Here is a 25267-nt window from a genome sequence, read left to right on the forward strand (position 1 = left end):
CCGGCCTCGCGGCCGGACCCCCTCACGGTTACCCCTCCCTCGTCGGACTTCCCGATCCCCCCAGATCCCCTCCCGGAAGTTCCGACGCACCATACGACCCTCGACCCGGCCGGACGGTTGCACAGAGATGCGAGGCTTTATCGTTCCGTTACCCGAGGTGCCGGCAAAACACGACAGACGTAGCGTTTCAGTCATGAGCGAACCTTCCTTCCAGGACGACGTGATCAACGAGCTGGGCGACGACAAGCTGACCGAGATCGCGGGTCTGCTCGGCACCGACGCCACGGGCGCGCGCGACACGATCGCCACCACCGTCGGCGCGATGACCGGTGACCTCCAGCAGAAGGCCGACACGGACGACGACGACGGCCACGAGGTCCGCCAGGCCTTCGCCGAGGTGAGCGAGCCCCCGCTCCAGGGGGTGGCCACCTTGGGCGGCGGCCTGCTGAGCGGCGGCATCATGGCCGGGGTGCTGGCCAAGGTGAGCAAGCCCGTCGCCGCGGCCGTCTCCAAGAAGACCGGCATCCCCGCCCCCACGGTCGCCCGGGTGATCGAGCTGCTGATCCCCGTGCTGCTGGCCGTCTTCGCCAAGCGCGCGGCGGGCAAGGGCGCGGGCGCTCCCCAGGCCTCGGGCGCCCCGGCCACTGGCGCGGCCCCCGGCGCGGCACCGGGCGGCGGCGGCCTCGGCGACCTGCTGGGCCAGATCCTCGGCGGCGGCAAGAAGTAACTCCCCCTCACCGCGGCCCCGCCGCCTCACCCGTACGGCGCATCCGGACATACGGGTGCGGCGCGGAGCCGGAAACCCCCGTTCCCCGGCTCCGCGCCGCGCCGCGCCGTATCCTCGGACGCCATGGACACGTCCGGCACGCAGGTAGTACTCCGCCCTCCGGAACCCGGCGATCTGGGCTGGATCGTGCAGCGCCACGGCGCCCTCTACGCCGCCGAGTACGGCTGGAACAGCGAGTTCGAGGGGCTGGTCGCGAGGATCGTCGCGGACTTCGCCCAGGACCACGACCCCTACCTAGAACGCGTCTGGATCGCCGAGTCGGACGGCCGCCCGGTGGGCTCGGTCATGTGCGTGCGCGATCCGGCCCCCGGCACCGCCCGGCTGCGCCTGCTCCTGGTGGACCCGGCGGGCCGCGGCCGCGGGACCGGCGCGCTGCTGGTGGACACGGTGATCGACTTCGCCCGCTCGGTCGGCTACCGCGAGCTGGTGCTGTGGACCAACGACGTCCTGACCGGGGCCCGTTCCCTCTACCAGAGCGCCGGTTTCACCCTGGTCGCCGAGCGCGAGCACCGTTCGTACGGCGTCACCCTGACCGGACAGGACTGGCGACTGCCGCTCCAGGAGGACCCGCCGCACTGAGCGGTGCGGGGGCGCCGCGGACCGTACGGGTGGCCGAACGGGCGCCCCGCGCCGGGGCCAGCGAGGTGGCCGCGACCCCGCCGACGAGCAGCGCCGCGGCCAGCCAGCGCAGGGGCGAGATCCCCTCGCCCAGCACCAGCGCCGCCGAGGACATCCCGAAGACCGGCACCAGCAGCGAGAACGGCGCCACCGACGAGGCCGGGTAGCGGCGCAACAGGTAGCCCCAGGCCCCGAATCCGAAGACGGTGGACACCCAAGCGACGTAGCCGATGACGGCCGCCCCGGACCAGTCCAGGGCGCGCAGCGCGGCGAGGTCCCGCTCGGGCCCCTCCACCAGCAGCGAGAGGCCGAACAGGGGCAGCACCGGCACCGTGCACACCCACACCATGAAGTTCAGCGCGTCGGGCGGGGCCGCCTTGCGGGTCAGCACGTTGGACACCCCCCAGCACGCGGCGGCCGCGACCACCAGCAGGAAGGCGGTGACGGGCGCCGAGGTCCCGCGGTCCACGGCCGCGACGGCGATGCCCGCGAGCGCGACGCCCATCCCGGCCAGCCGGACCCGCCCGGGCCGCTCGCGCAGCACGACGGCGGCGAGGACGGCGGTGAAGACGGCCTGCACCTGGAGCACCAGCGAGGACAGCCCGGCCTGCATCCCGGCGGCCATGCCGGTGAAGAGGAGCCCGAACTTCGCGATGCCCAGGGCCACCCCGACCCCCAGGACCCACTTCCAGGCGACCTTGGGGCGCCCCACGAAGAACACCGCGGGCACGGCCGCGACGAGGAAGCGCAGGGCGGACAGCAGCAGCGGCGGGAAGTGGTCGAGCCCGATCTGGATGACGACGAAGTTGAAGCCCCAGACGGCGGCCACGAGGACGGCCAGGGCGGTGTGTACGGGACGCATGAGAAGAGCATCGACGCTGGAACCATGTAGCACCAGCGATGATCTCTTCCCCGTTGGATGAAGCAGCGCTTACGCTTTGAGCATGCTCGACCTGTCCCGGCTCCGCGCCCTGCACGCCGTCTCCGTCCACGGTTCCGTCGCGGGCGCGGCAGCCGCCCTCGGCTACACCCCTTCCGCCGTCTCCCAGCAGATCGCCAAGCTGGAACGGGAGACCCGCACCACGCTCCTGGAGCGCCGCGGCCGCGGTGTCGCGCTCACCGAGGAGGCCCGCCACCTGGCCTCCACCGCCCAGGAGTTGCTGGGCATCGTGGAGCGGGCCGAGACCACCCTGGAGGAGCGGCGGGGGCGGCCCAGCGGGCTGCTGCGGGTGGCCGCCTTCGCCTCCGCCGCGCGCGGACTGCTGCCCGGGGTGCTGGCCGAACTCGCCGATCGCCACCCGGCCCTGGAGGTCCGGTTGACCGAGGTCGACCCGCACCTCTCGGTGGACCTGGTGACCCGGGGCGTCACCGACCTGGCGGTGGCCCACGACTGGGACATCGCGCCGCTGCCGGTGCCGGAGGGGGTCGAGCAGGCGGTGATCGGCGACGACCACTGCGACCTGCTGGTGCCCGCGGGCCACCCCTTCACCGCCCGGTCCGTCGTGCGGCGCGCGGACCTCGGCGGGGAGCGCTGGATCTGCCAGCCGCCCGGCCGGGTCTGCCACGACTGGCTGGTGCGCACGCTGCGCGCGGTCGGCGCCGAGCCGAACGTCGTGCACGTCGCCGAGGAGAACCACACCCTGGTGGCCCTGGTCGCGGCGGGCCTGGGCGTCGCGGTGGTGCCGCGCCTGGGCACCGGCCCGCTGCCGCCCGGCGCCGTGGCCGTCCCGCTGCGCCCGACGCCCGTGCGCAGGGTGCACGCCCTGTGGCGGGCCGGTGCCGCCCGGCGGCCGGCCATCACGGAGGCCGTCCGCACCCTCCAGGAACACTGGGCCACCACGTCCGGGGGACCCGGCGAGTGTCCTTAGCCGCCGCGGGGGCGCGCGGCGTTAGCGTGCCCGGGTGCCGAACCACGCGTCCCGCCGCTCCCTGTTGTCCGCCGCCGCCGTGGCCGCCGTAGCCGTCACCGGAGCCGCCGCCGCGCTCCCCCGCCGGGCGCAGGGCGCCCCGCGGGGCCGCGGGCCCACGCCCGCGCCCGGGGAGCTGGTGGCCCGACTGCTGGCCGGCATGACCCTGGAGGAGAAGGTCGGGCAGCTCCTCGTCAGCCGGATCTACGGGCATTCCGCGACAGCGCCCGATCCGGCCGACGCCGACACCTTCGAGGCCGAGCTGGGGGTGCGCACCGCGGCCGAGCTGATCGCCCGTTACCACCTGGGCGGGATCATCTACTTCGGCTGGGCGCACAACATCCGCTCCCCGCGCCAGGTCGCCGAGCTGTCGAACGAACTCCAGCGCGCCGCCGGCGCCGACGGGGACGGCATCCCGCTGCTGCTCTCCACCGACCAGGAGCACGGGGCCGTCAACCGGATCGGGAGTCCCGCGACCCAACTGCCGGGAGCGATGGCCCTGGGCGCGGCCACCGGCGCGGGCGCCGAAGCCGCGGCCGACGGCGCCCGGCGGGCCGCGCGGATCGCGGGCACCGAACTGGCCGCGATGGGAGTCCGCCAGGACTACGCCCCGGTCGCCGACGTGAATGTGAACCCGGCCAATCCGGTGATCGGCGTACGGTCCTTCGGCTCGGCTCCGCCGGCGGTCGCGGCGCTGGTCGCGGCCCAGGTCGGCGGCTACCAGGGCGCCGGGGTGGCCGCCACCGTCAAGCACTTCCCCGGCCACGGGGACACCGACACCGACAGCCACATCGGGCTGCCGGTGATGCGGCACACCCGCGCCGAGTGGGAGGAGCTGGACGAGCCGCCGTTCCGGGCGGCCGTCGGGGCGGGCGTGGACGCGGTGATGACCGCGCACATCGTCTTCGCCGCGCTCGATCCCGCCGGGGACCCGGCGACCCTCTCGCACCCGATCGTGACGGGCATCCTGCGCGAACGCCTCGGCTTCGAAGGGGTGGTGGTGACCGATTCGCTGGGGATGGCCGGGGTCCGGCAGAAGTACGGGGACGACCGGGTGCCGGTACTCGCCCTGAAGGCCGGATGCGACCAGTTGCTGAACCCGCCGGACCTCGGACTCGCCTACCGCAGCGTGCTGGCGGCGGTCCGCTCGGGCGAGCTGACCGAGGCCCGGATCGAGGAATCGGTCCTGCGGATCCTGCGGCTCAAGGAACGCCGGGGGCTGTTGGCCAACCCCTTCGTGGACCCCGTGCAGGTCGCGACGGCGGTGGGCGTCCCGGAGCACCTCGCCGAGGCCGATCGGATCGCGGCCGCCACGACCACCCTGCTGGCCAACACCCAGGGGCTGCTGCCGCTGGATCCGGTGCGCTACCCGAAGCTGCTGGTCACCGGCGCCGATCCGGCCTCGCCCACCGGCACCGGCGGACAGCCGACGACCGTCCTCGCGCGCGAGCTGGGGGCGCTCGGCTTCACGACGACCGCGACGGCGCCCGAGCGGGCAGTGGCCGCCGCACCGGACCACGACGTGGTGCTGGTGTGCACCCACAACGTCCCGGAGGGCGCCGCGAGCGCCCCCTACGCCCTGGTGCGGGACCTGGTGGCGGCGGGCGCCCGGGTGGTGACGGTGGCGCTGCGCAATCCGTACGACCCGGCCCGGCTGCCGCCGGTCGCCGCCGCGCTGGCGACGTACTCCTGGGGCGAGGGGGAACTGCGGGCCGCCGCACGGGTGGTCGCGGGCGCGCACCGGCCCACGGGCCGGCTCCCGGTACCGGTGCCGGGGCGCTGGCCGCTGGGGCACGGGCTGACGTACTGAACGCGTCCGCCCCCGCGGGCCGACGGGCCCGCGGGGGCGGAGGAGTCACCGGAGCGGACGGCTCACCGGGTCAGGTGAATCGCCGCCTCACCGGCTCACCGGGTCACGGCCGCAGCTGCGGCTCGCGCTCCAGGTCGCGCTTGTCGAGCTGGGCGTCGGCCCGGGCGAGCGGGGCCGCCTTGTTCGGGTCGGCCTGCACGGCGGCGGGGGCGACCCCGGCCCACTGCAGGATCTTCGCGGTGGCGAGCTTGCTCTCACCCTCCTGGAGCTTGGCCACGTTGGCGCCGTGGTTGGCCCCGGGGGCGATCATCACGTAGCTGTCGCGGACCCCGTACCCGAGACGGAAGGGCTCGGCGCCCCACGGGTCGTTCTGCCCGTACACGAACAGCATCTGCTGGGCGTTGTTGCGCACCCAGTTGTCCACGTCGGCCATGACGCCGGGCTGGAAGGTCATGGGGATGTCGCGGGGCACGAAGTTGCGCGGGGGCTGGTAGCCGTAGCGGCTCAGCCCGGCCAGGTGCGGCTGCTTGATGTCGGGCGAACCGAGCTGGGTGCCCGCCTGGTAGTAGTACGGCGTGTACGTCTCCAGGCCCTGGTCCGCGTAGGCGGAGAAGCCGGAGATCGCGTCCACCGTGTCCCAGATCTGCTGGTCGGTGGCGGTCGCGGCGGTCGGGATGCCCGCGCAGTCGGCCAGCAGGCTGTACTGCCAGAAGGCCCAGGTGTAGTCGAGGACGACGGCTTCGTAGGCCTTGTCGATGTTGCCGACGGTGGTGAAGGTCCAGCCGTTCTCGACGGCGGCGGCCGCGTACTTGGCCTCCAGCGGCACGCGGCGCACCAGCGCCTCGCGCTGCACCGCGTTCAGCTTGTCGCGGCACTCCTTGGTGCCGACCTTGGTGAAGAACCGGTCGTAGGCCGAGTCCTCCTTGTTGACGACGTCGTTGGGGGCGACGTAGGCGACGACCCCGTCCATGTCGTGGGAGTAGAAGCGCTCGTAGTACGTCGCCGTCATGCCGCCCTTGCTGCCGCCCGTGGCCAGCCAGTTCTTGGTGTAGATCTTCTTGAGGGCGGTGAAGATGCGGTGCTGGTCACTGGCCGCCTGCCAGATGTCCAGGTTCGACCAGTTGGCCGGGTCGGGGCGGGACGGGGTGAAGAAGCGGTACTCCAGCGACACCTGGTTGCCGTCGACGATGGTCGTCGGCTCGCTGCGGCGCGGACTGGTGTTGACGTTGTACCCGGAGGTGAAGAAGACCGTGGGGCGGGACGTGTCCTTGTGCAGCAGGGTCAACCGCTGCTTGAAGGTGCCCTTCCACGGCTGCCGGTGATCGACGGGCTGCTCGTAGTTCAATACGAAGAACCGGTATCCGGTGTACGGCTTTTCCTCGATGAGGGTCATCCCCGGAATCGCGAGGATCCGGTCCTTGATGTCCGTGGCGGCGGTCGGCCCGGCGGCGGTGGCCGCTTGTGCCGTCACGCCCGCCGCGCCCATGGTGCCGATCAGCACCACGAACGACAACAGCCATCTGAGCGCCTTGTGCATTCTCACCCTCCCCTTGAGTTCACTGCGGTACCGGTGAACCTAGCGGGATCAACGCACGCTCGAACAGGGGGCGTTGGGCCTCCCTCTCAGCACAGGATCCAGCCGGAGCCGACCGCTTCCGACCCCACCTGCCCCTTTACATACACGCAGCGGCTCACGGCGGGCACCGTGACGGGCCCGGCGAACCGGGTGAAACGACCCTCGTCGCGGACCGGCACCCCGCCCCGCGGCTGCACGCTCACCGACATCCACGTCCGCGCCCCCGGGCGCGCGGGCACGGTCACCGCGCACACCTGGGCATGGGTCTTGTACACGCGGACCTCGCCCCCGGCGAAGTCCACGGTCCGGGCCAGCTGGCCCGGACAGCCACCGGTCGCCGCCTGCGCCGGCGGCGCCGCCGACAGCACGCCGGACGCGAGGAGCAGCCCCGCCGAGAACACCCCCGCGGCCCTGACCTCCCGACCCGCCCCACCCCTCAACCCGAACACGCTTACCCCCATCGGCCGTACGTACGACGTACGCCTCCGTACGACGCACGGACCCCCCGGAAGGTTGCAGGCGGCAACCACGTCCGGGGGGCCGGTGCGCGGGGGCGGGGCGGCTCGCCGCCGCGGGGTCAGGCCGCGGCGCGCTCGTCCTCGCCGACGAAGGTCCGCCACAGACGGGCGTAGCGGCCACCGCGGGCCAGGAGTTCGGCGTGGGTGCCGTCCTCGACGACCCGGCCGTGGTCCATCACCACGACCCGGTCGGCGCGCGCGGCGGTGGTCAGCCGGTGGGCCACCACCAGCGTGGTGCGCTTGCCCGCGAGGCGGTCGGTGGCCTGGTTGACCAGGCCTTCGGTGGCGAGGTCGAGGGCTGCGGTGGCCTCGTCGAGGAGCAGGACGTCCGGGTCGACGAGCTCCGCGCGGGCCAGGGCGATCAGCTGGCGCTGGCCCGCGGAGAGGTTGCGGCCGCGCTCGGCGACGGCGTGCAGGTAGCCGCCGTCCAGCGTCGCGATCATGTCGTGCGCCCCGACCGCGCGGGCGGCGCCCTCCACTTCGGCGTCGCTCGCGCCGGGCCGCCCGTAGGCGATGGCGTCGCGCACCGTCCCCTGGAAGAGGTAGGACTCCTGGGGGACCACGCCGAGGCGGTGGCGGTAACCCGTCAGGTCCCACTCGCGCAGGTCCACCCCGTCGGCGGTGACCCGGCCGGCGGTCGGGTCGTAGAACCGGGCCACCATCTTGACCAGCGTGGATTTCCCGGCCCCGGTCTCGCCGACGAAGGCGACGGTCTGCCCGGCGGGGATGCGCAGGTCGATCCCGGCCAGCGCCGGTTCCTTCGCCCCGCGCTCCTCGGCGGTGCCGTACTCGAAGCGGACCCCCTCGAAGGCGATCTCGCCGCGCAGTTCGGGGACCGTGCGGGGCTCGGCCGGCAGCGGGGTACTGGTGGGCTCCCGCAGCAGGCCCTGGATCCGGCCGAGCGAGACGGTCGCCTGCTGGTAACCGTCGAAGACCTGGGAGAGCTGCTGCACGGGGGCGAAGAACAGGTCGATGTAGAGGAGGTACGCGACGAGCGCGCCGGTGGTGAGCGTGCCGGCCTCCACCCGTCCGGCGCCGACGATCAGCACGGCGGCCGCGGCCCCCGAGGACAGCAGCTGGACGAAGGGGAAGTAGACCGAGATCAGCCACTGCCCGCGGACGCGGGCTTGGCGGTAGGAGTCGCTGCGCTCCCCGAAGCGGACGGACCCGCTGGCCTGCCGGCGGAACGCCTGGACGATGCGCAGCCCGGCCACCGACTCCTGGAGGTCGGCGTTGACCAGGCCGACCCGGTCGCGGGCGAGCTCGTAGGCGGCCACCGACCGGCGGCGGAAGACGATCGTGGCGATGACCAGCAGGGGCAGGGTGGCGAAGACGATCAGCGCCAGCTCGACGTCGAGGACGAGCAGGGCGATCAGGATGCCGAAGAAGGTGAGGACGGAGACGACCGCGGTGACCAGCCCGGTCTGCAGGAAGCTGGACAGGGCGTCGACGTCGGTGGTCATCCGGGTCATGATCTTGCCGGTCAGCTCGCGCTCGTAATAGTCGAGGCCGAGGCGCTGGAGCTGGGCGAATATCTTCACGCGCAGGGCGTAGAGCACGCGCTCGCCGGTGCGGCCGGTCATCCGGGTCTCGGCGAACTGCGCGGCCCACTGGGCCAGGACGACGCCGAGCGCGAGGAGGGACGCCGCCCAGACGGCGCCCAGCGCGGCGGCTTCGACGCCCTGGTCGATGCCGTGCCGGATCAGGATCGGCAGCAACAGCCCGGAGCCCGCGTCGAGGGCGACGAGGCCCAGGGATATCGCGAGCGGTGCCCAGAAGCCGCGCAGCAGGCGGCGCAGGTTGTAGCTGTCCTCGGTGGAGGCGGCGCGGGCCTCGTCCACCGCCGGGACGTCGTCGGCGGGCGGCAGCGCGGCCACCTGCGCGAGCAGCTCGGGGGTCGCGGGCATCCCGGTGGGGGCGGTGGTCTTCTCGTCCGCCCGCTCCTGGCGCTGCCAGAGCTCGGGGGTGATGCCGCCGGCCACCCGGCGCTTGGCGTTGACGGGCTCGGAGTCGATCTCGGCCTCGAACTCGATGTCCCGCTCGATGTCCCGCTCGATGTCCCGCTCGAACTCCGCCATCACGGGCGCTTCGGGCGTCCGCGGGGAGCCCGCGCCCAGCGCGTCCGGATCGGTGAGCAGCCGCCGGTAGAGGGCGGATCGGCGCTCCAGCTCCTCGTGCGTACCGATGTCGGAGAGCCGGCCGTGGTCCAGGACGGCGATCCGGTCGGCGAGCGCGAGGGTGGAGCGGCGGTGTGCGATGAGCAGGGTGGTGCGGCCGGCCATGACGGCCCGCAGCGCTTCGTGGATCTCGTGCTCGACCCGGGCGTCGACGGCGGAGGTCGCGTCGTCGAGGAGCAGCAGCCGGGGGTCGGTGAGGATGGCGCGGGCGAGCGCGATGCGCTGGCGCTGGCCGCCGGAGAGGGTCAGGCCCTGCTCGCCGACCAAGGTGTCGAAACCGGCGGGGAGGGCGTCGATGAATCCCTCGGCCTGGGCGGCGCGGGCGGCGGCCAGCACCTGCTCGTCGGTGGCGCCGGGGTGCCCGTAGGCGATGTTCGCGCGGATGCTGTCGGAGAAGAGGAACGAGTCCTCGGGCACCAGCCCGATCGCGTCGCGCAGCGAGTCGAAGGTCAGCTCGCGCACGTCGTGCCCGCCGACCCGGACGGTGCCGTGGTCGGCGTCGTAGAAGCGTGGCAGGAGTAGGGAGACGGTCGACTTGCCGCTGCCGGAGGCGCCGACGAGGGCGACGGTCTCGCCCTCCTCGATCGAGAGGGCGAAGCCGTCGAGCACCGGGCGCTCGGCGTCGTAGCCGAAGCGCACGTCCTCGAACTCGACGGTGGCGGGCGCGTCGGTGGGCAGGGCGTGCGTGCCGTCCTGGATCACCGGCTCGGTGTCGATGAGCTCGAAGACCCGCTCCGCACCGGCGCGGGCCTGCTGGCCGACGGTGAGGATCATGGCGAGCATCCGTACGGGGCCGACGAGCTGGGCGAGGTAGGTGGAGAAGGCCACGAAGGTGCCGAGGGTGACCTGGCCCTTGGTGGCCATCCAGCCGCCCAGCGCCAGGATCGCGACCTGCCCGAGGGCGGGTACCGCCTGGAGGGCGGGGGTGTAGCGGGAGTTCAGCCGGATGCTGCGCATCCGCCCGGCGAAGAGGCGGCGGCCGGCGTCGCGGAGCTTGCCGGTCTCCTGCTCCTCCTGGCCGAAGCCCTTGACGACGCGGACGCCGGTGACGGCCCCGTCGACGACGGAGGCGACGGCGGCGGCCTGGCTCTGGGCGTACCAGGTGGCGGGGAAGAGCTTCTTGCGGCTGCGCTTGGCGATGAACCAGAGGGCGGGGGCCATGAGCAGCGCGACGAGGGTCAGCAGCGGCGAGAGCCACAGCATGATCGCGAGGGATATCCCGAAGAGCAGGAAGTTGCCGATGGTCATGGGCAGCATGAAGAGCAGCCCTTGGATCAGCTGGAGGTCGCTGGTGGCGCGGCCGACGACCTGCCCCGTGGACAGCTCGTCCTGGCGGCGCCCGTCGAGGCGGCCGATGGTGGCGAACATGTCGGTGCGCAGGTCGTGCTGCACGTCGAGGGCGAGCCGCCCGCCGTAGTACCTGCGTATGTAGGTCAGCACGTAGACGATCAGGGCCGCGCCTATGAGCATCCCGGCCCAGGGAGCCATGGGCTTGCTCTTGTCCCCGATGACGTCGTCGAGGATCACCTTGGTGACCAGCGGGACCAGCGCCATGACGGCCATGCCGCCGAGCGAGGAGCCGAGCGCCAGCAGCACGTTGGCCTTGTAGCGCCAGGTGTAGCCGATCAGCCGCTTGCCCCAGCCCTGGCCCTGTTTCTCCGCCGCCGCCACGTGGTGCCTCCCCGTCCGTCCTGCCTGTCCTGCCGGAAGCGCCAACGCTGCGACCGGCGGATTTCATCCCGCCGCAACAATCGAACAGGCATGACGTCAGCCTCGCGACCGCCCGGCACCCTTTCGGGGGACTATCAGCCTGTTCCCGACGGCCATATACTGAGCTGTCTATACGTTCTGCTGCATGGATGAGCCATTCGACATCGAGATCGAGCCGGAGGTCCGGCTCTGACTGATGAACCTTTCGGACACGGACTATCTGGTAGCGGAGCACGTGGTCGGGCTCCTGCTGGACAACCCGACCACACTCGGCGAGCCGTACTCACGCCATCTCGGCGACGGGGTGCGCGAACTCCGGTTCGACCTCGGTCACGATCGGAGTTCGGTACGCATCTCGTACTGGCTCGCCCCCGACCGGCGGATCGTGTTGCTGACCGTCTTCCGCAAGACGAGGCAGCGCGAGGAGCGCGAAGTGGCCCGAGCCACATTCGCTAAGCAACACTGCAAGGCCGAACACGGGCCTGCAACCGATGTCTACATCCGTGACATGAAGGGCGGAGTGTCGTAATGGTCAGCCACGCACGCTGGAAGCTCACCCGGGACAAGGAGATCGCCGCAGGTCTCTCGGAGGGCCCGGAAATCACCAGGCGCCGGGAGGAGATCCGGCTGGCATTCGAACTCGGCCAGGCCGTCTACGACCGGCGGACCGAGCTGGGCATCTCCCAGACCGAGCTGGCCCGGCGGGCGACCATGACCCAGCCGCAGATCTCCAAACTGGAGCTGGGCGGCACCGTGCCGACGGTGCCGCTGCTGGCGCGCCTCGCCCGGGCCATGGACTCGGAGCTGAACCTGCGGCTGGCCGGTGAGACCTCCCACGTGGTCTTCACCGCCCACGACCACGAAGCGGCCTGAGCTCCACCCGGACGTGCCGCGCCGCTCACACGTGCGTCGGGGCGAACATCTTCAAGGTGGCCGGGAGGACCAGGACCGAGGGGCCCGGGGTGGACAGGGCCTTCGCGAGGTCCGCGCGCAGGGAGTCCGGGGTGGTCGTCGCCGCCGGGACGCCGAAGGACTCCGCCAGGGCGACGAAGTCGGGGCGGGTGAGCTCCGTACCCGTGGTGCGGCCGTCGAAGGACTGGCTCATGTACTCGCGCAGGATGCCGTAGCCGCCGTCGTCGACGATCAGCCAGGTCACGTCCAGGTCGTACTGGCGGGCCGTGGCCAACTCCGCCAGGGAGTACATCGCGCCGCCGTCGCCCGAGACGGCCAGGACCGGGGTGTCCGGCTCGGCCGCGCAGGCCCCCAGGGCGGCCGGGAAGGCGTAGCCGAGGCCGCCCGCGCCCTGGGCCGAGTGCATCGTGTTGGGGTGCTTCGGGTCGAAGGCGGACCAGGCCCAGTAGGCCAGGATCGTCATGTCCCAGAAGGACGGCGAGCGCGCCGGGAGGGCGGCCCTGATCGAGGCCAGCAGGGACTGCTCCAGAGCCACGTCCTGGGTGGACAGGCGCTCGGCCACGGCGGCGAGCACCGCGCGCACCCGCTCCGGCGCGCCCGGATCCGGGCGCTCGGACACCGTCTCCAGCAGCGCCTGGAGCGCGAGCCGCGCGTCTGCGTGGATGCCGAGCCCCGCGTGGTTGGACTCCAGCTTGCCGAGGTCCGCGTCGATCTGGACGACCCGGCCCTCCGGGAAGAACGTGTGGTAGTTCGAGGAGAGTTCCCCGAGGCCCGACCCGACGACCAGCAGGACGTCGGCGTCCTCCAGGAAGTCCGTCATGTGGCGGTCCTCCAGCCAGGACTGGAGGGAGAGCGGGTGGTTCCAGGGGAAGGCGCCCTTGCCGCCGAAGGTGGTGACGACCGGCGCGTTCAGCCGCTCGGCCAGCTCCCGCAGCTTCTTCGCGGCGTCCGAGCGGACCACCCCGCCGCCCGCGATGATCACCGGCCGTTCGGCGCGCTCCAGCCAGTGCGCGGCCAGCGCGGTCAGCTCCGGTCGCGGGGCGAGGTCGTGCGGGGTCGCGTCCACGCCGGTGACCTGCGGAACGATGGTCTCGGCGCGCAGCACGTCCTCCGGGATCTCCACCCAGACCGGGCCGTGCGGAGCGGTCAGCGCCGACTCCCAGGCCGCGGCGATCACGGAGGGGATCTGGGACGGGGTGCGGGCCTCGTGCACCGACTTGACCACGTCCCGGAAGGACGCCGCCTGGTCCCGCAGCTCGTGCAGGTGGCCGCGCCGCCCGCCGCCCAGGCCCGCGCTCGGCACCTGGGAGGCGATGGCCACGACCGGGGCGGAGGCGGCGGCCGCCTCCGCCAGGGCGGGCAGGGCCGTCAGCGCGCCCGGCCCGGTGGACAGCAGCAGCGGGACCGCCTCGCCCGTGAGGCGGCCGTACGCGTCGGCCGCGAAGGCCGCGTTGTTCTCCACCCGCAGGCCGATCAGCCGCAGGTCGGAGCGGCCCAGCGCGTCGAAGGTGCCGAGTGCGTGCTGCCCCGGCAGGCCGAAGACGGTGGTCGCGCCGAGCGAGCGCAGCGTCTCCACGACCAGGTCCCCGCCGGTCCGGCCCGGCGGCGGCGCGAGCGCGGCCGTCTTCTGGGCTTCGGTGGGGCGGAGTACCAGGTCGTGGTCGTGCGTCACGGTGCTTACTTGCCCTTCGCCTGCGCGATCTGACGGCTCATGATGGTGGTCAGCTCGTAGGCGGTGTGCGAGGCCGCGACCGAGGTGATCTCCGCGTGATCGTACGCCGGGGCGACCTCGACCACGTCGGCGGAAACCAGGTTGCAGGACGACAGGCCGCGGATGATCTCCAGCAGCTCGCGGGAGGTCATGCCACCCGCCTCGGGGGTGCCGGTGCCGGGCGCGTGGGCCGGGTCCAGCACGTCGATGTCGATCGAGATGTACAGCGGGCGGTCGCCGATGCGCTGGCGCAGCTGGTCGGCGACCTCGTCGGCGCCGCGGCGGTAGACGTCGGCCGAGGTGACGATGCCGAAGCCCATCTTGGCGTCGTCGTCCAGGTCCTGCTTGCCGTAGAGCGGGCCGCGGGTGCCGACGTGCGAGAGCGCCTCGGTGTCGAGGATGCCCTCCTCGACGGCCCGGCGGAAGGGCGTGCCGTGCGTGTACTCGGCGCCGAAGTACGTGTCCCAGGTGTCCAGGTGCGCGTCGAAGTGCAGCAGCGCCACCGGGCCGTGCTTCTTGGCCACCGAGCGCAGCAACGGCAGCGCGATGGTGTGGTCGCCGCCGAGGGTCATCAGGCGGGAGCCGTTGCCGATCAGCTCGTCGGCCGCGGCCTCGATCGTGTCGACGGCCTCGTTGATGTTGAAGGGGTTCGCCGCGATGTCACCGGCGTCGGCGACCTGCGCGAGGGCGAAGGGGGAGGCGTCCTGCGCCGGGTTGTACGGGCGCAGCAGGCGCGAGGCCTCGCGGATGGCGTTGCCGCCGAAGCGGGCGCCGGGGCGGTAGGAGACGCCGGAGTCGAAGGGCACGCCGACCACGGCGACGTCCGCCTTGCCGCCGACCTCGTCCAGGCGGGGCAGTCGGGCGAAGGTCGCGGGGCCCGCGTAGCGCGGGATGCGGGAGGAGTCGACGGGGCCGCGCGGCTGCGTGCTCATGGGGGGTGCCCTTCCTGGAGGTCCTGCGAGTGCGGTGCTTCGAGCGTAGACGGACACCCCGGGCGCGCGGAGTGTACGTTCCATCCATCGAGCATCCCCGATATGTACGGAGTATCCATGGAAGCCCCGCCCACTCCGCCGGTCCCGCTCGGCGCACTGCTGCCGGAGCGGGAGCTGGGGCTGCGCCACCTCGCCGGGCCCGCCGGGGCCGAGGTGCACGGGGTGCACGCCTCCGAGATGGCCGACCCCTCGCCGTACCTGCTGGGCGGCGAGCTGCTGCTCACCGCGGGCGCCGCGCTGGAGGACCCCGACGCGTACGTCGCCCGGCTCGCCCGCGCCGGTACGGCGGCCCTCGGCTTCGGCGTGACCCCGGTGCACGCGACCGTGCCCCCGGAGCTGGTGGCGGCCTGCGACCGGCACGGGCTGCCGTTGCTGGAGGTGCCCGCCGGGACTCCGTTCACCGCGGTCGCCCGCGCCGTGTGGCGGCTGATGGCGCGGGCCCGTACCCGCGAGCTGAGCCGGATCACCGAGGCCCAGCAGGCGCTGGCCGCCGCCGCGGCCCGGCCCGATCCGGTACCGGCCGTACTGTCCCGGCTGGCCGGCGTCCTGGACGGACACGCCGTACTGGTGAGCGCGGACGGGGTCCGGGAGGCGGCGGGCCGCCCCGCGCCCGCGGGGGTGCTCGCGGCCCTGACCGCGCTGGCCGCCCGCGTCGCGGGGAACGGCCCCGGGGCCGGCGGTCCCGCCGCCGCGACCGCGACCGACACCCACGAGGGGCTGCACCTCTCGGTGCACGCCCTGGGCCGCCCGGGGGCGGCGCCCGGGGCCGCGCTCGTGCCCGTGCTGGCGCTGGCCGCGCCCGGCCGCGCCCCCGGGGACCACACCATCGCCTCGGTGGCCGCCGTGCTGCTGACGCTGCTGACCGCGCACCGCCCGCCGGGCCCGGAGACGGCCGCCCTGACCCGGCTCCTGCTCGACGGGGATCCGGACGGGGCGCTGGGGGCCGGGCCCTGGTACGCCGTCCACGCGCGCGGCGCCGGCGATCCGCGGGCCCTGGCCGCCGCGCTGGGCACCGTACTGCTGGACCCGGGCGAGGACGGGGTGCGCCTGCTCACCGACCGGGACCCGACCCCGCAGCCCGGCTGGCGGCTCGGGGTCGCCCAGCCCGCCGGGCCCGCGGGGCTGCGGACCGCCGGAGCCCGGGCGCGGCGGGCCCTGGAGCGCGCCGAGGCGGCCCGCGTCCCGCTGGCCCGGCACGCCCCCGGCGGCATCGCGGCCCTGCTCGACCCTGCGGAGGCCCGCGCGCACGCCGAGGCACTGCTCGCCCCGCTGAACCCGGCGCACGCGGCGACGTTGCGCGCCTGGCTGGCCCACCACGGCAGCTGGGACCGCAGCGCGGCGGCCCTGGGCGTGCACCGCAACACCGTCCGCCAGCGCATCGCCCGGTGCGCGACCCTGCTGGCGCTCGACCTGGACGATCCGGACACCCGGATGGAGCTGTGGTTCGCGCTGCGGCACGCCGGGGTGGAGGACTGACCGGAGTGGAGGACCGGGCCGACCGGGGTGACGCTGGTGACATGAGCCGATCGAACAGTTCGCCAGAACCCGATCCGCGGGGATGGGGCCCCCGGGACGCCCCCCGGAGCGAGCCGCTCCGCGGGTACCCGTACCCGCCGCCCCCGCCCGCGCCGCGCAGGCGCCGCCGCTGGCCGTGGGTGCTGCTCGGCCTCTTCCTGCTGCTGCTCGGCGGCTGCGCGGCCCTCTTCGCCGTCTTCGTCGGCGAGGTGCAGAAGGAGGCCGGCCGGCCCGCCCGGGTCACCTACGCGGCGACCGGCAAGGCCACGGACGTGACCATCACCTATTCGACCTGGCACGACGGCAGCGCCTCCACCAGCCAGGTGGGCGGCCAGAACCTGCCGTGGACGAAGGTCCTCACCACGAAGGGCTTCGCCAAGGGCGGCTCGCTCGTCGTCACGCTGGGCGCCCAGGGCGGGGCCGCCACCTGCTCGGTCACGGTCGACGACGACCCGCCGATCACGGCGAGCGCCATGGGCCCCTTCGCCTCGGCCGTCTGCAACGGCTTCTAGCGCGCGATCGGCACGGACGGCGTGCCCGGCCTCACTCTGGACACGGAGCACAACCCACCAGTAACTTATCTGAGCAAGCGCTTAGCGCTCAGCCATCGATTGAGCAACCACGACGGCGCGCAACCACCTCCGCGAGAGCGGCGGCGGTTTAGCCGCAATAAGGAGGGCCGGCCCGTGCGCCGTACCGTTTTCAACGAGGACCACGAGGCGTTCCGCGAGACCATCCGCGCCTTCATCGAGGCCGAGGTCGTTCCGGTCTACGACGAGTGGTTCCAGGCGGGCCAGGCGCCGCGCGACTTCTACTACAAGCTCGGCGAGCTGGGCGTCTTCGGCATCAACGTGCCCGAGGAGTTCGGCGGCGCGGGCCTGGACACGCACAAGTTCGAGGCGGTCCTCTACGAAGAGACCTCCCGCGCGGGCGTGAACTTCGGCGGCTCCGGCGTGCACGTGCTGCTCGCGCTCCCCTACATCAAGATGCTCGGCACCGACGAGCAGAAGAAGCGCTACCTGCCGAAGTTCGTCTCCGGCGAGGAGATGTGGGCCCTCGCGATGACCGAGCCGGGCACCGGTTCCGACGTCGCGGGCATGAAGACCACCGCCAAGCTCTCCGAGGACGGCACGCACTACGTCCTCAACGGCTCCAAGACCTTCATCACCGGTGGCGTCCACGCCGACCGCGTGATCGTCTGCGCCCGCACCTCCTCCCCGCGCGAGGACGACCGCCGCTTCGGCATCTCCCTCTTCGCCGTCGACACCAAGTCCGAGGGCTACTCCATCGGCCGCAAGCTCGACAAGCTGGGCCTGCGCACCTCCGACACCGCCGAGCTGGCGTTCGTCGACGTGAAGGTGCCGGTCGAGGACCTGATGGGCGAGGAGAACAAGGGCTTCTACTACCTCGGCGCCAACCTGCCCTCCGAGCGCTGGGGCATCGCCTTCGGCGCGTACGCCCAGGCCAAGGCCGCCGTCCGGTTCGCGCAGCAGTACGTCACGGACCGCACCGTCTTCGGCAAGCCGGTCGCCCACTTCCAGAACACCAAGTTCGAACTGGCCTCCTGCCAGGCCGAGGTGGACGCCGCCGAGGCCGTGTCCGACCGCGCGCTGGAAGCCCTGGACGCCGGTGAGCTGACCGCCGCCGAGGCCGCGTCCGCGAAGCTCTTCTGCACCGAGGTCGCGCACCGCGTCATCGACAAGTGCCTCCAGCTGCACGGCGGCTACGGGTACATGAACGAGTACCCGATCGCCCGCCTGTACGCCGACAACCGCGTGAACCGCATCTACGGCGGCACCAGCGAGGTCATGAAGTCCATCATCGCCAAGTCCATGGGCCTGTAAAGGATCTACCCTTCCCCCATGAACGAGGCACTGACGACGCTCCTCGACCTGCTCGACCTGGAGCAGATCGAGGAGAACATCTTCCGCGGTACCAGCCGTTCGGCGCTGGTACCGCGCGTCTTCGGCGGTCAGGTCGCGGCCCAGGCACTGGTCGCGGCCGGCCGCACCGTGCCCGAGGACCGCACCGCGCACTCGCTGCACTCGTACTTCCTGCGCGCCGGTGACCCCGGCGCGCCGATCGTCTACTCCGTCGACCGGATCCGCGACGGGCGCTCCTTCACCACGCGCCGCGTCGTCGCCGTCCAGCACGGACAGCCGATCTTCCACCTCTCGGCGTCCTTCCAGACGCCCGAGGAGGGCCTGGACCACCAGGCCGCGATGCCGGACGCGCCCGATCCGGAGACCCTGGAGACGGCGGCCGAGGCCCTGCCCCGCTACCGGGACGTCTTCCGCGACCCGGGCACGGTGGAGCGGCTGATCGACGCGCGGGCCGCGGTGGACCTGCGGTACGCGACGACCCCGCCGTGGGGCAGCGTCGGCGAGCCGGTCGAGCCGCGCACGCAGGTCTGGTTCCGCACCGCGGGCAAGCTGGAGAGCGACGACCCCCTGCTGCACACCTGCCTGGCCACCTACGTCTCGGACATGACCCTGCTCGATTCCGTCCTGCTCGCGCACGGGCGCGGCGGCTGGGCGGTCGGCGACGTCGTGGGCGCCTCACTGGACCACGCGATGTGGTTCCACCGGCCGTTCCGCGCGGACGAGTGGCTGCTGTACGACCAGGAGTCCCCCTCGGCCGCCGCCGGGCGGGGCCTGGGGCAGGCCAGGATCTGGACCCGGGACGGGCGGCTCGCCGTCACCGTCATCCAGGAGGGCGTGGTGCGCGTCCCGCGCGCGTAGCCGGGGCGGCGGACGTACCGTCGCCTCATGTCCAGCAGCCCGAACGACGCCGGCGGCGCCGGCGACGAGAGCGTCGCCACCGTCCTCGTCGCCGTGGTCACCAACCTCGGCATCGCGGCGGCCAAGGCGGTCGGCGGGATCGTCAGCGGATCCAGCGCGATGCTGTCCGAGGCGGCCCACTCGGTGGCCGACACCGTGACCGAGGTGCTGTTGCTGGCCTCGCTGAAGCGCAGCGCCAAGCCCGCGGACGAGGCGCATCCGCTCGGCTACGGGCCGGAGCGCTACATCTGGGCGCTGCTGGCCTCGATCGCCACCTTCGTCGGCGGCGCGGTCTTCGCGGTGTACGACGGGATCCACACCCTGGTGCACGGCGAGGACCCGGGCGACCCGACCCTCTCGTACATCATCCTCGCCGTGGCCTTCGTCCTGGAGGGCTACTCGCTGCTGGTCGCCTGGCGCCAGGTCAAGGGCGAGGCGGCCCGGATGCGGGCGCCCCTGGGCCTGTACGTGAGACACACCCCGGACACGGCGGTGAAGGCGGTCCTGCTGGAGAACGTGGCCGCCCTGATCGGCCTCGCCCTGGCCGCGGGCGGGCTGCTGGGCGCGCAGCTGACCGGCTCCGGGGCGTACGACGGGATCGCCTCGCTGCTGATCGGGCTGCTGCTGGTCGGGGTGGCGTGGGAGCTGGGCCGCTCCAACGCGCAGTACCTGATCGGCCGCCCGCTGCCGCCGCAGATGCGGGCCGGGGTCCGCGCGGAACTGCTGTCCGTGCCGCACATCGAGGCGGTGCTGGAACTGACCACGCTGGTGCAGGGCCCGGACGAGGTCCTGATCGCCGCGAAGATCGACTTCCACGACCTGGCGGCCGCCTGGCAGGTCGAGCGCGCCTGCGAGGAGGCCGAGGCGCAACTGCGCGAGCGCTACCCGGCGATCCGCCGCGTCTACCTGGACCCCACCCCGCGCCGCCCCGCCCCGGACCCGGCCTCCGGCCCCGGCCCCGAGGCGGACCGGCCCGGCCCCTGACCCGCCTCAGCCGCTGAGCCCCGCCGCGTCCAGCAGGTACGCCACCAGCGGGTCGTAGTACCGCGGGTCGCGGACGTGGTCGTCCAGGGGGACCGCCACCTGGAGGGTGCCCTCGGCCTCGCCGAGGAAGAGCGCCGGGTCGTTGCAGTCGGCGTAGCCCACGGCGTCCAGGCCGCGCTGGGCGGCGCAGCCGGCCCAGCCGTGGTCGGCGACGACCAGGTCGGGCTGTGGCCGCCCCTCGGCGGCCAGGGCGTCCAGGATCGCGGCCATCGGGTTCGGGGAGTGGGTGTGCCACAGGGTGGCCCCCCGCTCCAGCACGGCCACGTCGGCGAACTGCCACACCGAGCCCTCGTCGGCCGTCAGCCCGGCCGGGATCACCACGATCTCGCAGCCGGCCGCCCGCAGGGCCGCCGCCGTGGCGCGGTGCACGTCGAGCAACCCGCCCGGGTGCCCGGTCGCGAACAGCACCCGCTGCTGGTCCAGGGCGGCCTTGCGCAGCCGCGCCGCCATCCGGTCGAGCGCGTCGAGGGTCAGCTCGGGGTCGATGGTGTCCTGGCCGTGCAGCTGCGCCGGGTCGTCGACGACCCCGCAGCGCTCGGCCATCACCGCGAGGACGTCCTGCTCGTCCCTCCAGCGGTCGCCCAGCTCCAGGCCCAACCAGTAGTGGCGGTCGCCGTTGGCGAGCTTGCGGTAGTGGGAGAGGTTGTTCTCGCGCGGCGTGGCGACCTGTCCGGCGATCCGCGTGCGGACCAGGTGATCGATGAGCTCGGCGCGGCTGAGTACGGGCGTCTCTATCGGCATGGGCCCCATTCTGCCGCCGGGGGCCCGGACGCGTCCGTTCCGTCCGGTCCGGCGCAGCAGCGCGGCCCACGCGCTCATCCCGACAGCGCCCCGAACGCCCCGTGCGCCACCCGCCGCAGCAGCGACTCGGTGGCCTCGCGGCCCAGCTGCGCCAGGTGCGGGGTCGAATTCAGCAGGCCGAAGACGGCGTGGACGCAGATCCGCACCTCCGCCTGCGGCACCTGCGGGTGCAGCTCGCGCACGACCTCCACCCACAGCTCGACGTACTGGCGCTGGAGCTGGCGCACGAGCTTGCGGTCGGCCTCCCGCAGCCGGTCGAGCTCGCGGTCGTGGACGGTGATCAGCGCGCGGTCGTCGAGGGCGAAGTCGATGTGCCCGTCGATCAGCGAGGCCAGCACGGACGCGGGGTCCCCCGCGGCCTCCGCCACCCGGTGGCGGCCGCCGGTCAGCAGCCGCTCGCTGATCCCGACGAGCAGCTCGGCGAGCATCGCCTCCTTGCCCGCGAAATGCCGGTACAGGCCGGGGCCGCTGATGCCCACCGCGGCCCCTATCTCATCCACGCCGACCCCGTGGAACCCACGCTCGGCGAAAAGACGAGCGGCCTCGTTGAGGATCTGCTCGCGACGGGTGGGGGCGGCCGCTCTGGTGCTCATGGGAATCCATTCTAGACAGGGCCGTTAGCGGTCGTTAACCTATGGCGCGTAAGGCGTTAACGCTCATTAACCGAGCAAGGGAGCTCGAGCGATGCAGCAGGCACCAGTGCTGACGACCGCCGCCGATCCGGCGTCGGAGGCCTGGCGGACCAACGAGGCCGCCCACCGCGAGCTGACCGAGGGGTTGCGGGCCCGGCTCGCCGCCGCCCGGCTCGGCGGCGGCGAGAAGGCCCGCGCCCGCCACACCGCGCGCGGCAAGCTCCTCCCGCGCGAGCGGGTGGACGCCCTCCTGGACCCCGGTTCGCCGTTCCTGGAGCTGGCCCCGCTGGCCGCCGAGGACATGTACGGGGGCGCCGCCCCCGCCGCCGGCGTGATCGCGGGCATCGGTCGGGTCAGCGGCCGCGAGTGCGTGATCGTGGCGAACGACGCCACCGTCAAGGGCGGCACGTACTACCCGATGACGGTCAAGAAGCACCTGCGCGCCCAGGAGGTGGCGCTGGAGAACCGGCTGCCCTGCCTCTACCTGGTCGACTCCGGCGGCGCCTTCCTGCCCATGCAGGACGAGGTCTTCCCCGACCGCGAGCACTTCGGCCGGATCTTCTACAACCAGGCCCGCATGTCGGGCGCGGGCATCCCGCAGATCGCCGCCGTCCTCGGTTCCTGCACGGCGGGCGGGGCCTACGTACCGGCGATGAGCGACGAGGCCGTCATCGTGCGCGGCCAGGGCACCATCTTCCTCGGCGGGCCGCCGCTGGTGAAGGCGGCCACCGGCGAGGTGGTCACCGCCGAGGAGCTGGGCGGCGGCGAGGTGCACTCGCGGACCTCCGGGGTCACCGACCACCTGGCCGAGGACGACGCGCACGCGCTGCGGATCGTGCGCAACATCGTGGCCACCCTCCCGGAGCGGACCGCGGCGCCGTGGTCGCTGGAGGCTCCCGAGGAGCCGAAGGTTGACCCGTACGGGCTCTACGGCGCGGTGCCGGTCGACTCCCGTACGCCGTACGACGCCCGCGAGATCATCGCGCGCATCGTCGACGGCTCCCGCTTCCAGGAGTTCAAGGCCGAGTTCGGGCAGACCCTGGTCACCGGCTTCGCCCGGATCCACGGGCACCCGGTCGGGATCGTCGCCAACAACGGCATCCTGTTCTCCGAGTCCGCCCAGAAGGGCGCCCACTTCATCGAGCTGTGCGACCAGCGCGGCATCCCCCTGCTCTTCCTCCAGAACATCTCGGGCTTCATGGTCGGCCGGGACTACGAGGCGGGCGGCATCGCCAAGCACGGCGCGAAGATGGTCACCGCGGTGGCCTGCACCCGGGTCCCCAAGCTGACCGTGGTCGTCGGCGGCTCGTACGGCGCGGGCAACTACTCGATGTGCGGCCGGGCCTACAGCCCCCGCTTCCTGTGGATGTGGCCCAACGCCAAGATCTCGGTCATGGGCGGCGAGCAGGCCGCCTCGGTGCTGGCCACGGTCAAGCGCGACCAGATCGAGGGCGCGGGCCAGGAGTGGTCCGGCGAGGACGAGGACGCCTTCAAGGCCCCGATCCGCGCGCAGTACGAGGAGCAGGGCAGCGCCTACTACGCCACCGCCCGGCTGTGGGACGACGGGGTCATCGACCCGGTGGAGACCCGCCAGGTGCTGGGGCTCGCCCTGACCGCCTGCGCCAACGCGCCCCTCGCCGACTCGGCTTTCGGCATCTTCCGGATGTGATGTGTGACGTGAGGAACCCTTCGATGTTCAGCACTGTTCTGGTGGCCAACCGGGGCGAGATCGCGGTCCGGGTCATCCGTACGCTCCGCCAGCTGGGCGTGCGCTCGGTCGCCGTCTTCAGCGACGCGGACGCCGACGCGCGCCACGTCCGGGAGGCCGACACGGCCGTCCGCATCGGCCCGGCGGCCGCCGCGGAGAGCTACCTGTCGGTGGAGCGGCTGCTTGACGCCGCCCGCCGCACCGGGGCCGAGGCCGTCCACCCCGGCTACGGCTTCCTCGCCGAGAACGCCGCCTTCGCCGCGGCCTGCGCCGAGGCCGGCCTCGCCTTCATCGGCCCGCCGGCCACCGCCATCGCCCTGATGGGCGACAAGATCCGCGCGAAGGAGACCGTACGGGCCGCGGGCGTCCCGGTGGTCCCGGGCTCCTCCGGCAGCGGGCTCAGCGACGCCGAACTGACGGCGGCGTCCCGCGAGATCGGCATGCCGGTCCTGCTCAAGCCCTCGGCGGGCGGCGGCGGCAAGGGCATGCGGCTGGTGCGCGACGAGGCCCTGCTGGGCGAGGAGATCGCGGCCGCGCGGCGCGAGGCGCGGTCCTCCTTCGGCGACGACACCCTGCTCGTGGAGCGCTGGGTCGACCGGCCGCGGCACATCGAGATCCAGGTCCTGGCGGACGCCCACGGGAACGTCGTCCACCTCGGCGAGCGCGAGTGCTCCCTCCAGCGCCGCCACCAGAAGGTCATCGAGGAGGCCCCCAGCGTCCTGCTGACCCCCGAGCTGCGCGAGGCGATGGGCGAGGCGGCCACCTCGGCGGCCCGCTCCTGCGGGTACGTCGGCGCGGGCACCGTGGAGTTCATCGTTCCGGGCGGGGACCCCTCCTCCTACTACTTCATGGAGATGAACACCCGCCTCCAGGTCGAGCACCCGGTCACCGAGCTGGTGACGGGCCTGGACCTGGTGGAGTGGCAGCTGCGGGTCGCCGCCGGCGAGCCCCTCGGCTTCGGGCAGGACGACGTCACCCTCACCGGACACGCCATCGAGGCCCGCGTCTGCGCCGAGGACCCGGCGCGCGGGTTCCTGCCCTCGGGCGGGACCGTGCTCGCCCTGTCGGAGCCGAACGGCGGCGCCGTGCGCACCGACTCCGGGCTGACCGAGGGGGTGCCGGTCGGCAGCACCTACGACCCGATGCTGTCGAAGGTCATCGCCTACGGGCCCGACCGGGCCAGTGCCCTCCGGCTGCTGCGGGGGGCACTGGCGGACACCGTGATCCTGGGCGTCCAGACCAACACCGGTTTCCTGCGGAGGCTGCTGGCCCACCCGGACGTCGTCTCCGGCGACCTCGACACCGGGCTGGTGGAACGCGACCTCGCCAAGCTCCTCCCGGAGGGGGTGCCGGACGAGGTGTACCTTGCGGCGGCGCTGCTGAACCGGGGCTCCGCCCCGGACCCCGGTCCTCAAACGCCGGACGGGCTGGGTAGGTGGGTCAATCCGTTCGATGTCCCGAACGGATGGCGGCTGGGAGGCACTCCGGCCTGGACGGTCCATCACATCCGCCTCCCGGGCACGGACCCCGTAGAGATCCGCACCCGCCCCTCGGGCACGGACACGGAGCTACTCCTCACCGCCGAGCCCAACTCAGCCTCGCCGGCGTTTGAGGCGCGGGGTCTGGGGCAGAGCCCCAGCACACCGGCCCGGGGCCGGATCATCACCCGCACCACCACCCACCTCACCGTCGAACTCGACGGCATCACCCACCGCTTCACCCACGCCTCCTCCCCGGAGGGGACCTGGCTCGGTCGCGACGCCGACACCTGGCACGTCCAGAGCCACGACCCGGTCACCGCCTCCCTCACCGGCCGCGGCCGCTCCGGGGCCGACACCCTCGCCGCCCCCATGCCCGGCACCGTCACCGTCGTGAAGGTGGCCGTCGGGGACGAGGTGGAGGCGGGCCAGAGCCTCCTGGTCGTCGAGGCGATGAAGATGGAGCACGTCATCTCCGCGCCCCACGCCGGCACCGTCACCGAACTCGACGTCACCCCCGGCACCACCGTCGCCATGGACCAGGTCCTGGCCGTGGTCACCCCCGTCGCGCAGGAGGAGGGCGAGTGAACG

At 73.2% G+C, this 25267-nt stretch carries 21 protein-coding genes; 13 read left to right on the top strand and 8 right to left on the bottom strand.

The features are described from left to right. Window positions 1-193 precede the first annotated feature (193 nt). Window positions 194-727 (top strand): DUF937 domain-containing protein, encoded by a 534-nt coding sequence (locus tag ACIBEA_RS33450; protein WP_399266952.1) that lies wholly within the window; start codon window positions 194-196, stop codon window positions 725-727. A gap of 123 nt (window positions 728-850) precedes the next feature. Beyond that, window positions 851-1366 carry a GNAT family N-acetyltransferase gene (locus tag ACIBEA_RS33455; protein WP_399266953.1) on the top strand — a complete coding sequence of 172 codons (516 nt, stop codon included), beginning with the start codon at window positions 851-853 and terminating at the stop codon, window positions 1364-1366. Here ACIBEA_RS33455 and ACIBEA_RS33460 read toward each other — a convergent pair. After that, window positions 1311-2267 carry an EamA family transporter gene (locus ACIBEA_RS33460; RefSeq protein WP_399266954.1) on the bottom strand — a complete coding sequence of 319 codons (957 nt, stop codon included), beginning with the start codon at window positions 2265-2267 and terminating at the stop codon, window positions 1311-1313. The two genes, ACIBEA_RS33455 and ACIBEA_RS33460, sit on opposite strands and share 56 nt — an antisense overlap. An 82-nt stretch (window positions 2268-2349) precedes the next feature. Here ACIBEA_RS33460 and ACIBEA_RS33465 point away from each other — a divergent pair, with 82 nt between their 5' ends. Together ACIBEA_RS33465 and ACIBEA_RS33470 are read left to right on the top strand one after the other, a co-directional pair. After that, a complete protein-coding gene (locus ACIBEA_RS33465; RefSeq protein WP_399266955.1) occupies window positions 2350-3273 on the top strand; it encodes a LysR family transcriptional regulator in 924 nt (307 codons plus the stop codon). 34 nt (window positions 3274-3307) lie between these two features. Beyond that, a complete protein-coding gene (locus ACIBEA_RS33470) occupies window positions 3308-5122 on the top strand; it encodes a glycoside hydrolase family 3 protein (protein ID WP_399266956.1) in 1815 nt (604 codons plus the stop codon). Between the two features lie 103 nt (window positions 5123-5225). Here ACIBEA_RS33470 and ACIBEA_RS33475 read toward each other — a convergent pair whose 3' ends face one another. The 3 genes from ACIBEA_RS33475 to ACIBEA_RS33485 form a co-directional block, all read right to left on the bottom strand. Further along, the gene (locus ACIBEA_RS33475; RefSeq protein ID WP_399266957.1) at window positions 5226-6659 is read right to left on the bottom strand and encodes an aminopeptidase; all 1434 of its coding nucleotides are present in this window, start codon (window positions 6657-6659) and stop codon (window positions 5226-5228) included. An 86-nt stretch (window positions 6660-6745) separates the two neighbouring features. Then, the gene (locus tag ACIBEA_RS33480; protein WP_399266958.1) at window positions 6746-7147 is read right to left on the bottom strand and encodes a hypothetical protein; all 402 of its coding nucleotides are present in this window, start codon (window positions 7145-7147) and stop codon (window positions 6746-6748) included. Window positions 7148-7275: 128 nt separating this feature from the next. After that, window positions 7276-11064 (bottom strand): ABC transporter ATP-binding protein, encoded by a 3789-nt coding sequence (locus ACIBEA_RS33485; RefSeq protein ID WP_399266959.1) that lies wholly within the window; start codon window positions 11062-11064, stop codon window positions 7276-7278. Window positions 11065-11299: 235 nt separating this feature from the next. On the opposite strand from ACIBEA_RS33485, the gene ACIBEA_RS33490 reads away from it, so the two are divergent. Together ACIBEA_RS33490 and ACIBEA_RS33495 are read left to right on the top strand one after the other, a co-directional pair. Then, window positions 11300-11632, top strand: a complete 333-nt coding sequence (locus ACIBEA_RS33490; RefSeq protein ID WP_399266960.1) for a type II toxin-antitoxin system RelE/ParE family toxin — start codon at window positions 11300-11302, stop codon at window positions 11630-11632. Beyond that, the gene (locus ACIBEA_RS33495; protein ID WP_399266961.1) at window positions 11632-11976 is read left to right on the top strand and encodes a helix-turn-helix domain-containing protein; all 345 of its coding nucleotides are present in this window, start codon (window positions 11632-11634) and stop codon (window positions 11974-11976) included. The genes ACIBEA_RS33490 and ACIBEA_RS33495 overlap by 1 nt, the downstream gene beginning before the upstream one ends. A 25-nt stretch (window positions 11977-12001) precedes the next feature. On the opposite strand, the gene ACIBEA_RS33500 is transcribed toward ACIBEA_RS33495, so the two are convergent. Both ACIBEA_RS33500 and speB read right to left on the bottom strand, forming a co-directional pair. Further along, on the bottom strand, window positions 12002-13687 hold the full coding sequence (locus ACIBEA_RS33500) for a thiamine pyrophosphate-binding protein (protein WP_399266962.1): 1686 nt from the start codon (window positions 13685-13687) through the stop codon (window positions 12002-12004). A 5-nt stretch (window positions 13688-13692) separates the two neighbouring features. Continuing rightward, window positions 13693-14658, bottom strand: a complete 966-nt coding sequence (gene speB / locus ACIBEA_RS33505; protein WP_399266963.1) for an agmatinase — start codon at window positions 14656-14658, stop codon at window positions 13693-13695. 117 nt (window positions 14659-14775) lie between these two features. On the opposite strand from speB, the gene ACIBEA_RS33510 reads away from it, so the two are divergent. From ACIBEA_RS33510 to ACIBEA_RS33530, 5 genes are all read left to right on the top strand, one after another. Next, window positions 14776-16194 (top strand): PucR family transcriptional regulator, encoded by a 1419-nt coding sequence (locus ACIBEA_RS33510; RefSeq protein WP_399266964.1) that lies wholly within the window; start codon window positions 14776-14778, stop codon window positions 16192-16194. Window positions 16195-16235: 41 nt separating this feature from the next. Further along, a complete protein-coding gene (locus ACIBEA_RS33515) occupies window positions 16236-16745 on the top strand; it encodes a hypothetical protein (protein ID WP_399266965.1) in 510 nt (169 codons plus the stop codon). A 174-nt stretch (window positions 16746-16919) separates the two neighbouring features. Then, window positions 16920-18077 (top strand): acyl-CoA dehydrogenase family protein, encoded by a 1158-nt coding sequence (locus ACIBEA_RS33520; protein WP_399266966.1) that lies wholly within the window; start codon window positions 16920-16922, stop codon window positions 18075-18077. Between the two features lie 18 nt (window positions 18078-18095). Further along, window positions 18096-18974: an acyl-CoA thioesterase II gene (gene tesB, locus ACIBEA_RS33525; RefSeq protein ID WP_399266967.1), complete on the top strand. Its 879-nt coding sequence runs from the start codon at window positions 18096-18098 to the stop codon at window positions 18972-18974. 27 nt (window positions 18975-19001) lie between these two features. Beyond that, window positions 19002-19997, top strand: coding sequence for a cation diffusion facilitator family transporter (locus ACIBEA_RS33530; protein WP_399266968.1), 996 nt, complete (start codon window positions 19002-19004; stop codon window positions 19995-19997). 6 nt (window positions 19998-20003) lie between these two features. Here ACIBEA_RS33530 and ACIBEA_RS33535 read toward each other — a convergent pair whose 3' ends face one another. After that, entirely contained in the window at window positions 20004-20807 is an 804-nt protein-coding gene (locus ACIBEA_RS33535; protein WP_399267049.1) for a phosphatase, read from the bottom strand. Window positions 20808-20872: 65 nt separating this feature from the next. Then, on the bottom strand, window positions 20873-21451 hold the full coding sequence (locus ACIBEA_RS33540) for a TetR/AcrR family transcriptional regulator (RefSeq protein WP_399266969.1): 579 nt from the start codon (window positions 21449-21451) through the stop codon (window positions 20873-20875). 91 nt (window positions 21452-21542) lie between these two features. On the opposite strand from ACIBEA_RS33540, the gene ACIBEA_RS33545 reads away from it, so the two are divergent. Together ACIBEA_RS33545 and ACIBEA_RS33550 are read left to right on the top strand one after the other, a co-directional pair. After that, window positions 21543-23159, top strand: a complete 1617-nt coding sequence (locus tag ACIBEA_RS33545) for a carboxyl transferase domain-containing protein (protein ID WP_399266970.1) — start codon at window positions 21543-21545, stop codon at window positions 23157-23159. A gap of 23 nt (window positions 23160-23182) precedes the next feature. Next, a complete protein-coding gene (locus tag ACIBEA_RS33550; protein WP_399266971.1) occupies window positions 23183-25264 on the top strand; it encodes a biotin carboxylase N-terminal domain-containing protein in 2082 nt (693 codons plus the stop codon). Window positions 25265-25267 lie beyond the last annotated feature (3 nt).

The sequence above is a fragment of the Streptomyces sp. NPDC051555 genome (genome assembly GCF_044454405.1).
In the GTDB taxonomy this organism is placed as follows: Bacteria; Actinomycetota; Actinomycetes; order Streptomycetales; family Streptomycetaceae; genus Streptomyces.